Below are 10,383 nucleotides of genomic sequence, written 5' to 3'. Positions count from 1 at the left end.
CCCGGTGGACGAGATTGGCCTCAACATCCGCATCGAAGACCGCACCGGCGACACCTCGCAAACCGTAAAGAAACGCCAACGCGTAGACCCACCTCATATTCTTCTAACCACACCAGAAAGTCTCGCACTCTTAACCTCTTACGAAGATGCCCCCCGAATTTTCAAAGGCCTCAAGCGTGTGGTGGTGGATGAAATCCACGCCTTGGCCGAAAGCAAACGGGGAGACCAGCTCTTTCTTGCGCTTGCCCGCCTGCAATCCCTTTGCCCCGACCTCAAACGGGTTGGACTCTCCGCTACTGTGGACCAACCGGATGACATCGCTAAGTTGCTCACGCGCAACCGCGACCCCTGCAAAATTCTCCATGCCGACCCTGGCCCCGCGCCCGACATAGCCATGTTGGAAACCGACGAAGCCCCTCCCTGGCTTGGCGGCGGCGCAGCTTATGCAATCCCAGCAGTGCTAGAGCAGGTCAAGGCCCACAAAACCACGCTGATCTTCCACAACACCCGCGCGCAAGCCGAAATTTTCTTTCACAATCTGTGGCTTGCCAATGACGAGAGCCTGCCGATTGGTATCCACCACGGCAGCCTTGATCGCCAGCAGCGCGAGAAAGTCGAAGCCGCAATGGTGCGCGGCGACTTACGTGCGATCGTCTGTACCGGCAGCCTCGACCTTGGCATTGATTGGGGCGACGTGGACCTTGTCATTCAGATAGGCGCGCCCAAAAATGTCAAACGCTTGGTGCAACGCATTGGCCGCGCCAACCACCGCTACAATGCCCCCTCCAAAGCCCTCCTCGTGCCCGCCAACCGCTGGGAAGTTGTGGAGTGCATCAACGCGCTGCAGGCAGTTCAGGAAGGTGATTTAGATGGTGATCCACGCGGCCCGGGCCCCCGCGATGTTTTGTGCCAACACATCTTGCTGCGCGCCGCCTCTGGTCCCTTCAATGCGGATGACCTCTACATCGAAATGACCAGCGCCGGCGCCTATGTTGACCTCACCCGCGACGCCTTTGACACCTGCCTGGAGTTCTGCGCCACGGGCGGTTACGCGCTAAAATCCTACGATCGCTGGCAAAAACTGCAACAACGCCCGGACGGAGAATGGCAACTGCGCGACCCACGGGCCGCCGCCCGCCTGCGTATGAACGCGGGCACCATACAAGACAGCGACACGCTGAAAGTTCAACTCAAACGCAATCGCGGCGGCAAACCTTTGGGTGAAGTCGAAGAAGCCTTTGCTGCCACGCTGTCTGCCGGAGACACCTTTCTGATTGGCGGTCAAATTGTGCGCTACGAAGGTCTGCGCGACATGACCGTGCAAGTCTCCCGCAACGCCACCCGCAAGCCGCGCGTGGCCGTGTTCTCCGGCACAAAATTCTCCACCTCAACCCAGTTGTCGCAGCGCACTCTGCGCTTTTTGCAAGCGGACAGCTGGCCTGACCTGCCCGCCCACACCGCCGACTGGCTACAGCTGCAACGCTCCATGTCCCGCCTGCCGGAGCCGGGGCGGCTTCTGGTCGAAACCTTTGAACGCGACGGACGCCAAAACATGTGTGTCTACGGGTTTGCTGGGCGCAATGCACAGCAAACCCTCGGCCTGTTGCTGACCAAACGTATGGAGGACATGGATCTCGCCCCTATGGGATTTGTCTCCTCAGACTATGCCACCCTCATTTGGGGCTTGGACAAAGTGGTCGATCCACACCCGTTGTTTGACTTACAAACCCTGAAAAGCGGTCTCGACGGTTGGCTCGCCGGCAACGCGCTGATGAAAAAAACCTTCCGCGGCGCCGCCACAATTGCAGGTTTGATTGAGCGCAACACCCCAAGTGCGCGCAAGTCCGGGCGGCAAGCAACGTTCAGTTCAGACATTCTTTACGATACCCTGCTCAAATACGATCCGGATCACGTCTTGATGCAAATCACCCGCGAAGAGGCGTTGCGCGGACTTGTCGATTTTGCCCGGATCGAGGCGTTGCTTAAATTCATTGGCGACCGTATCGACCACGTTTCGACGCCACATGTTACACCGCTGGCCGCACCTCTTCTGTTGGAAGTGGGTAAAGTCCCGGTGAAAAGCGGCAGCGCAGAGGAGCGTTTGCTTGCGGAAGAGACTGAGGCGCTTATGAACGAGAGCGGGCTCTCAAAAGTTTAGGTTTTGAAGCCTGACGCGCACAAAGCTGCGCAATTGCCAAAAAAATGTTCGAATTTTGCAACTCTCGGAACAGCTCTCTTGATCCAATTGAGCGGCCACAGTACGAACATATCATGAACGGCGTAATCTTCTCCTTGGCAGGCACAACCCTCACAGCACTTGGCTCAGGTGCCTTGTGGTGGGAAGATCAACGCATGTTGATAGTGTCCGACTTGCATTTGGGAAAAACCGAGCGTGTCCTGCGCCGGGGCGGTCCCGCGATGCCGCCGTACGAAACCCGTGACACATTGATAAGATTGGAAAATGATCTCCAATCCAGCAACGCTTCCACGGTAATTTGCCTGGGCGACAGCTTTGACGATGTCGAAGCCGCCAAGACTTTGCCCGAGGCCGACCGCCTCTGGATTTCCCGTCTACAAGCCGGGCGGCGCTGGGTTTGGATCGAAGGCAATCACGATCCTGGCCCAATTGATCTTGGCGGCGCGCATTTGGCGGAACTACCAGTGCCGCCTCTAACCTTTCGCCACATCGCCCAAACCGGGAAAAGCGGAGAAATCTCAGGCCACTACCACCCCAAAGTTCGCGTACAAACCCGCCTGCGCAACATCTCTCGACCTGCCTTCCTGATTGACAGTGATCGGGTCATTTTGCCGGCTTATGGCACCTATACCGGCGGGTTACGCTCGGATGACAACGCGCTGGCCTCGCTCATGCGGCCGGAAGCCATGGCCATCATCACCGGCCAAACGCCCCGCCAACTGCCGATGCCGCGTTAGGATCTCGATCCAATTCTTTACGATTCATAAAGAAATCCGCAGCGTCACGGATTGACCCTACAAGCCTACCTCGCTCAGAATATTTAGAGACACAGGGAGCGAGCCAACATGTCACCGGACACCGACAGAAAAATTCGCGGCAGCTTTGCTAAGCAATCCATGATGCAAACCATGGGTGCTTCCATATCAGAGACATCACGCGGCAGCGTCACGCTCAGCGCGCCAATTCTTGAAGGATGCAAACAGCAGCATGGTTTTGGCCATGCTGCCCTCACCTTTGGTCTTGGCGACAGCGCTGCGGGCTATTCTGCCCTGTCTGTCATGCCCTTAGAGGCCGAAGTTCTCACCAGTGAAATGAAAATCCACCTGCTTGCGCCCGCCAGGGGAGATCGCTTGGAAGCCATCGGCAAGGTGATCAAGCCTGGCAAACGCTTGGTGATTGTACAGGCAGACGTCTTTGCCATCGACGGTGACATCCGCACCCACATTGCCTTGATGACGGGCACCATGGTCCCCATCCTAGCAAAGTAGACTCGCCACTCAATTCATGTCGTCAAGCAACCGCCCGTGTTTGCGCGTCTGCTCCAACACATCTCCCAGCGTCGTGTGCCCCCGCGCTGCCAGCATTGGCAGCATACGACACAACACCTCCGCCGTGGCCTGCGCATCGCCAAGCCCCGTGTGGCGCAAGTGTTCCGGGATCACCACGTCCAATCGCGCGCACAGCGCATCCAGCGTGTGTTTTTCGGTGGTGCCAAACAACACCGCTGACAACAGCACCGTGTCCAGTATTGGCTGCGGCCAGTCGATCTCCATCTCATTGCCGTGCCGATGCATAAACGCCATGTCAAACGGTGCGTTGTGGGCCACAATCACCGCGTCCCGCGCAAAGTGATGGAACTCTGCCACAATCGATTTGGGGGGTGGCGCAGAAGCTACCATCGCGTCGGTGATGTGGTGCACCTTAGTGGAGGCTGGCGGAATGGGACGGCCGGGATGGATAAACCGATCCATCGTTTCGCCATGCACAATCTCGCCACGCAGAACGCGCACCGCGCCAAGTTGCACCAGCTCGTCTTTATGTGGCAGCAACCCAGTGGTTTCACAGTCAAACACCACAAACGGGATTTGATCGAGCCGCCGCGCTGCCAGGTCTGAAATTGGTTGATCCCCCAACAGTTCGAAATCAAACGTCAGCGGGCGCTCTGCGTCCGGCGCAATCTCAGCATGGGCATCGTCAATTAGGATCATATAACTGTGTGTGCCCCGCAACGGCTTTAAGCGCGCATCAAACGACACCCGCCCATCCGGGCAGGCTGCTTCAAATGCCACCTCTGCGCCCTCTTGCACCAACCGCTCATGTGCATCCAGCACCCGCTCTTTGCACAGGTAGTCAAAGATCGATGCATTTAGGCGCGGTGGTGCGATTTGCGCCAGCGTTCCAGCAGCTTGACCGTCATAAAGTACAATCCGGTGGTCTGGTCCGACCAACAGAATCGCCACTGGGATTTCCGTTAAAAGCGCGGTCAACTGTTCGCGATCTGAGCTCAAAGTCTCGGTCTCTTGCGCGACGGTTTGGGCAATATCAATGGTAGCGTTGCTCAGCCGGGTCGACACCGCCTCCACGGCGGGCGCCAAGTCCCCCAAGTAGCGTGCGGAATGCGTGTCCACGGTGGCGTTGACACCAGAATGCGCCCGCGCGCGCAACGTGGTGGACAGTGCCTGAATGGGTTTGGCCACGTTCTCATCAAACAACAACCAAATGCCCACGGCCAAGCCCAGGAAGCCAAACCCGCCGATAATCCCAGCCAGAAAAAAACCGTTGGCAACCCCATCAGCGAGGGCGCTGCGGTAGCCCACCCAGAGCGCGCCTAACATGACGGCCACGCCGCCAAGCGCCAACAAAGCAAAGAACAGCAATATCCGAAACCGCAGGGACAACCCCGCCAAAATTGCCCCCTTGGCCATCACCGCTCCTCACACATCGCATCCAGCAATGGATCTTGGTCCGGCACGCTCACCCACTTGGCACCTTCGATGGTGCCTGCGTCATCAAAGCTGATCCCGTCGGTCAGTGCCGCCCGTTGACCTTTACCGCAATCTGCCGCCACATTCAGACGGTTGAGCGGTGACCAACGGCCATAAAAATAGATCTGCGCCAAACGCAAATCCGGCTGTGACGGGTTGGTCTGCACCGAAGGCTTATCCAACGCCACAAACCGCTCTGTCATTGGCACCACATAGGTCCAAGGACGATACATCACACTGTTTTCAACCGTTTCCACAACAACCAGCCCCTCCGGCAAGGTTGCTGTGGTGCGGCTGAACCAGCTGTATTCCGAGCTTATGGTGGCCGCAAGCATCGCCCCCCCTGCCGCCACCGGTGTCATCCACTTGGGCAAGCGTCCGCCGGAAAACTTGCTGATGACTGCCATCAACCCTGCGCCGGCCATGCCTGCAAAAATTACCGCGATCAGTTCCAGAAACATTTCCGGCCCCTTTTTTTTGTTGTTAGCTCAATGCACCGCGCCCATGGCCAATCGCGGATTGAAGCGATTTCACAACCACAAAGGCGTCGCGCAGATGGCTGCGTTCAAAATCTGACAAATCCGCCGGGGACAAGTAGTTGTCTGGCGCTTGCCCAGCATGGATTTGGCGCAGCTGATGCTCCAGCCGCATCTCCGCAATCAGGTCAAAAGCGTTGAGCAGATCCGCCGCGCCGGACATGGAAATCCCTGCCTTCCCGTCGCTGGCAGCCCGCAAGCGTGCGCGCGTGTTGGCAGATGTCAATTTCCCCTGCAAGGCACTCAGACGCGCAAGGTCCACAACCGGCACCACGCCGTTGTGCTTCATGTCAATCTGGTGCTTGTGCTCCCCAGACCGAATGGTCGCCAGTCCCCGCAACACACCAAGCGGCGGATGATGCTTGAGCGCATTGGCCGCCATATGCGCCACAAAAATGGAGTTATGTGACGCGGCAGCCAAGACTTCATTCTGCAGGCGCGCAAAACAGTTCAGTGTTCCGCCGATCGGACGCAGATCAAACATCACGCTGGCCAGCATCTGTGCTTCCGGATCAGGGGTCGTGATCCACCCGGCGAAATACTTGCGCCACACCTGCAGCGGCTGCCGCCAACGGTCTGCCGTCGCCATCATGTTGCCTGGACAATAAACATAGCCGCAGGTGTTGAGCCCATCACACACAAATCCTGCCAGATCGGCAAAGTAACCATCGCGCATCTCGTCAGTGGCCGCGTTATCCAGGATAAGGCAATTGTCCTGATCACTCACACCTGTCTGCTCCTGCCGTCCCTGAGAACCACAGGCCAGCCAGAGATAGGGCACTGGCGGCTCACCAAATTTGGCCTCTGCCAGCGCCAACAACCTTCGCGTGGCGGTATCGGCCACATCGGTGATCAAGCGCGTGACAATGTCGTGCCGATGCCCAGTGCCCACCAGTTGCGCCAAAAGCTGCGGAATACGCGCGGTGACCTTGGCCATCTCCTCCGCCGTCTCAGCTTGCGCAATCTCACGCACCATCTCCGCGCTGGTCACCGCCTGAAACCGGGTCAGGTCAGTCTGGGTGACAATGCCAACCAGCTTGTCATTATCAACAATCGGAATATGGCCAATGCCATGTTCCATCATCATATGAAGAACATCGCTGCCAATTGCAGAGGACGGCAACGTACGCGGCGATCGTGTCATGATCTCCGCCACGGCTGTGTCAGGCGGTTGGTTTCCGGCCAGCACCTTGCCCACCAAATCACCCGTGGTGACAATGCCAACAAGCTCCTCGCCGTCCGCAATGCAAAGCGACGATATGCCAGAGTCACGCATTTTTTGTGCCGCGGTTCGCACCGTGTCATTTTGCGTGAGCGTGATCGGCGTACGTGCCATCATGGTGGCCACTTCTGTTGTCGCCAGATCGTTGGTTCGCGCTTTGCGACCCACGGGCCCCGCCCGGTCAAAGAACCGCTGCACTACGCCTTCGGTGGTGCGCACCTGTTGGAACACCGCAACTGGCAACATCAATAACGTGGTCTCACTTTCGCAGCGGGCGCTGGTCACCGCCACACCATCGCGCAACAGGCCACGCTCGCCAAAAGAGTTGCGCAGCCCCAGGTGGGACACCACTGCGCCATTTTCATCGGTCACCTCAACGGTGCCGGCATAAATTAGGTAAAGACCGTCAAGTTTCTGACCAAGACGATAGATCTGCGCCTCGTTTGGTAAAACCTGGACTTCAAAAGAGGCGCCCAGCTCCTGCAATGCAGCATCTGGCAGACTGTCATAAGGATGCACAGAACGCAGAAAACGAGTGATTTGATCATCGGTTAACGACATGGGCTCACCTTGTCACGCAGGGGTATCGGGCGGCGATCGGACGCGCTGCCGCAGCAGTGCCTTCAACATCAAGATACTATCATTGAAGAGAAAAGTTGCCCCCGACGTGATCGGAGGCAACCAGATTAAAATGACGGCGGATTGGGGGACAACCCGCCGTCAGGGGGGCGCAAGGGCTCAGTGGTCCTGAGCCGTACCTGCGCCACGGGGGACTCGCACACTTTCCACAAGATCTTTGATCTCTTGCGGAATTGGCTTGGTCATGCCCGACACAGCATAAGCAACTGCAAAGTTCACGGCCGCGCCAATGGCACCGAAGCTGGTAGATTTGATTGTACCCAGAAGTGGGTCAGCATCGGTGAAGGAGTTGGTGCCCGGAATGAACAACCAGCCTTTGTGCAGGAAGATGTACACCAGGGTCACGGTCAGACCTGCCAACATACCTGCCACTGCGCCGGTGTTGTTGATCTTGGTTGAGAAGATCCCCATCATCAACGCCGGGAAGATGGACGCCGCTGCCAAACCAAAGGCCAAAGCCACAGTTTGCGCCGCAAAGCCAGGAGGGTTGAGACCCAGCCACGTTGCGACCGCAATCGCCACACCCATCGCAATACGCGCAGACAGGAGCTCGTTCTTTTCCGTGATGTTCGGATTGAGCGCCCCTTTGATCAAGTCGTGAGACACGGCCGAAGAGATCGCCAACAGCAGACCCGCAGCCGTCGACAGCGCCGCCGCCAGACCACCTGCAGCCACAAGACCAATCACCCAAGAGGGCAAGTTTGCGATTTCAGGGTTCGCCAGAACAAGGATGTCACGGTTAAACTTGGTCAGCTCATTGCCTTCCCAGCCTTTTTCCGCGGCCATTGCCTGAAGATCTTCGTTCTTGTCATTGTAGAACTGGATCTTGCCGTCGCCGTTTTTATCTTCCCAATCCAGAAGACCGGTTTTCTGCCATGTGGCCATCCAGTCGTATTCTGCTTCGTTCTCGATCTGCTGTGTTGTCACAGCCTCACCAGAGATGCCGCCGTTTGGCCACATCAGCTCAGAGATGTTCAAACGCGCCATCGCACCAACAGCCGGGGCCGTCAGATAGAGCAGAGCAATAAACACCAGCGCCCAGCCAGCGGACCAACGCGCGTCAGACACTTTTGGCACTGTGAAGAAGCGCATGATGACGTGTGGCAGACCCGCAGTACCGATCATCAGAGACAGGGTGAAGAGCACCATGTTCAGCGTGTCAGCGTGGTGGGCTGTGTATTCCTTAAACCCAAGCTCGGTCACAACTGCATCCAATTTGGCCAGCAGAGGCTCACCAGAGGCAACGTGATCGCCAAACAGGCCCAGAGCTGGGATCGGATTTCCGGTCAGCTGCAGCGAGATGAAGATCGCCGGAATGGTGTAGGCTGTGATCAGTACGCAATACTGCGCCACTTGGGTGTAAGTCACACCTTTCATGCCGCCAAGAACAGCATAGGCAAACACCACACAAGCACCGATCAGCAAACCAGCGGTGTTGGAAATCTCCAGGAAGCGACCAAAGGCCACGCCCACACCGGTCATCTGACCAATCACATAAGTGGTGGAAGCCACGATCAAACAGACCACAGCCACAATACGGGCGGTTGGGCTGTAGAAGCGATCGCCGATGAATTCCGACACCGTGAACTTGCCAAACTTGCGCAAGTACGGCGCAAGCAACAGCGCCAGCAGCACGTAGCCGCCGGTCCAGCCCATCAGGAAGGAGGAGTTGTCATAGCCTGTAAAGGCGATGAGGCCCGCCATGGAGATAAACGAGGCTGCGGACATCCAGTCCGCCGCTGTCGCCATACCATTGGTGACCGGGTGAACGCCGCGACCCGCGGCGTAAAATTCAGATGTGGACCCAGCGCGGGCCCAGATCGCGATGGCGATGTAAAGCGCGAATGACGTGCCCACAAACAGCAGGTTGATTGCAAATTGGCTCATTGTCCCTCAGATCCCTCTTATTCTTCGTCAACGCCGTGGGCGATGTCGAGTTTGTTCATCTGCCAGGCGTAGTTGAAGATCAGCGCCAGGAAGACCAGGATCGATCCTTGCTGGGCAAACCAGAAGCCCAGATCAGACCCGCCTACGGAGATCCCCGCAAGCATTGGGCGTAGCAAAATGCCAAACCCAAAAGAGACCAGCGCCCAAATCACGAGGCTGATCAAAATGATGCGCACATTGGCTTTCCAATATGCGTCGTTGGATGAGTTGTCAGACATTAATGTCTCCTCCCTCTCGGTTCCGTTCCTCCACACCGGCGCGCCCCATCAGGGACGCACAAGTGCTTTCCCTCATGCGGTCGTTTCAGAAACGATCGCGCTCAGTTCTTTGGCGATGGCGTCAATCGCCCCCATCGCATCCACTTTCTTCAGCGCGCCCTTGCTGTCGTAGTAGGCAATCAAGGGCGCTGTCTGGGCGTGGTAAGCCTCCAGTCGACTGGCAACGGTTTCCGCGTTGTCATCCGCTCGGCGTTTGAAGTCAGCGCTTCCACACTGATCACACACGCCGTCTTTGGCAGGTTGTTTGAAGCTGTCGTGGTAGCCTTCGCCACAATCGCCACAGGTGTAACGGCCGGAAATCCGGCTCACCATGGCGGTGTCTTCGACTTCCAGGCTGATGGCGGCGTCGATGCGCTGGCCACTGTCAGTCAACAGCGCATCCAACGCTTCCGCCTGAGCCCCCGTACGCGGGAACCCGTCCAGGATCACACCTTTGGCACAATCCGCGTCTTTCAGGCGGTCCCGCAGTATGGCGATCACAATCTCATCAGAGACCAGATCGCCGGCGTCCATCACCGCACGCGCGGCCAGACCCGCTTCGGTGCCTGCGGCCACAGCCGCACGCAACAGATCGCCAGTAGACAGCTGTACCAACCCAAACTGGTTCTCCAGCATCCGCGCCTGGGTGCCTTTCCCGGCCCCCGGAGGGCCGAGCAGGATCAGAACAGGGGCGCTTGTTTTGACTGTGTCCAACATGCGCTTACCCTTTGTTCATGCGGTTTTCGATGAGATCATCGACGACACCGGGTTCAGCCAGCGTGCTGGTATCCCCCAAGGCGCCATAATCGTTTTCGGCAAT

Annotated in this window: 9 protein-coding genes; 3 read left to right on the top strand and 6 right to left on the bottom strand. The window is 57.6% G+C overall.

The genetic code is table 11. The features are described 5' to 3' along the window. The 3 genes from QZ517_RS18615 to QZ517_RS18605 form a co-directional block, all read left to right on the top strand. The coding region (locus tag QZ517_RS18615; RefSeq protein WP_294230054.1) for a ligase-associated DNA damage response DEXH box helicase at window positions 1-2,158 on the top strand (2,158 nt) is incomplete at its 5' end. A gap of 113 nt (window positions 2,159-2,271) precedes the next feature. Beyond that, entirely contained in the window at window positions 2,272-2,934 is a 663-nt protein-coding gene (gene pdeM / locus QZ517_RS18610; RefSeq protein WP_294230051.1) for a ligase-associated DNA damage response endonuclease PdeM, read from the top strand. Window positions 2,935-3,042: 108 nt separating this feature from the next. Then, window positions 3,043-3,465, top strand: a complete 423-nt coding sequence (locus QZ517_RS18605; protein ID WP_294230048.1) for a PaaI family thioesterase — start codon at window positions 3,043-3,045, stop codon at window positions 3,463-3,465. A 9-nt stretch (window positions 3,466-3,474) separates the two neighbouring features. Here the strand turns inward: QZ517_RS18605 and QZ517_RS18600 are convergent, their stop codons facing one another. From QZ517_RS18600 to QZ517_RS18575, 6 genes are all read right to left on the bottom strand, one after another. Then, complete coding sequence (locus tag QZ517_RS18600) at window positions 3,475-4,902, bottom strand: 3'-5' exonuclease (protein ID WP_294230043.1); 1,428 nt, start codon at window positions 4,900-4,902, stop codon at window positions 3,475-3,477. Continuing rightward, window positions 4,902-5,423, bottom strand: coding sequence for a hypothetical protein (locus tag QZ517_RS18595; RefSeq protein WP_294230040.1), 522 nt, complete (start codon window positions 5,421-5,423; stop codon window positions 4,902-4,904). The genes QZ517_RS18600 and QZ517_RS18595 overlap by 1 nt, the downstream gene beginning before the upstream one ends. A 22-nt stretch (window positions 5,424-5,445) precedes the next feature. Continuing rightward, a complete protein-coding gene (locus QZ517_RS18590) occupies window positions 5,446-7,281 on the bottom strand; it encodes a DUF294 nucleotidyltransferase-like domain-containing protein (RefSeq protein ID WP_294230037.1) in 1,836 nt (611 codons plus the stop codon). 177 nt (window positions 7,282-7,458) lie between these two features. Further along, complete coding sequence (locus tag QZ517_RS18585; RefSeq protein WP_294230034.1) at window positions 7,459-9,246, bottom strand: sodium:solute symporter family protein; 1,788 nt, start codon at window positions 9,244-9,246, stop codon at window positions 7,459-7,461. Between the two features lie 17 nt (window positions 9,247-9,263). After that, a complete protein-coding gene (locus QZ517_RS18580; protein WP_168591549.1) occupies window positions 9,264-9,524 on the bottom strand; it encodes a DUF4212 domain-containing protein in 261 nt (86 codons plus the stop codon). Window positions 9,525-9,596: 72 nt separating this feature from the next. After that, window positions 9,597-10,280, bottom strand: a complete 684-nt coding sequence (locus QZ517_RS18575) for an adenylate kinase (protein ID WP_294230029.1) — start codon at window positions 10,278-10,280, stop codon at window positions 9,597-9,599. Window positions 10,281-10,383 lie beyond the last annotated feature (103 nt).

Origin of the sequence: uncultured Shimia sp. (genome assembly GCF_913054185.1) — a bacterium.
Classification (GTDB): Bacteria; Pseudomonadota; Alphaproteobacteria; order Rhodobacterales; family Rhodobacteraceae; genus Shimia.
This window is presented reverse-complemented; position numbering and strand designations above follow the sequence as displayed.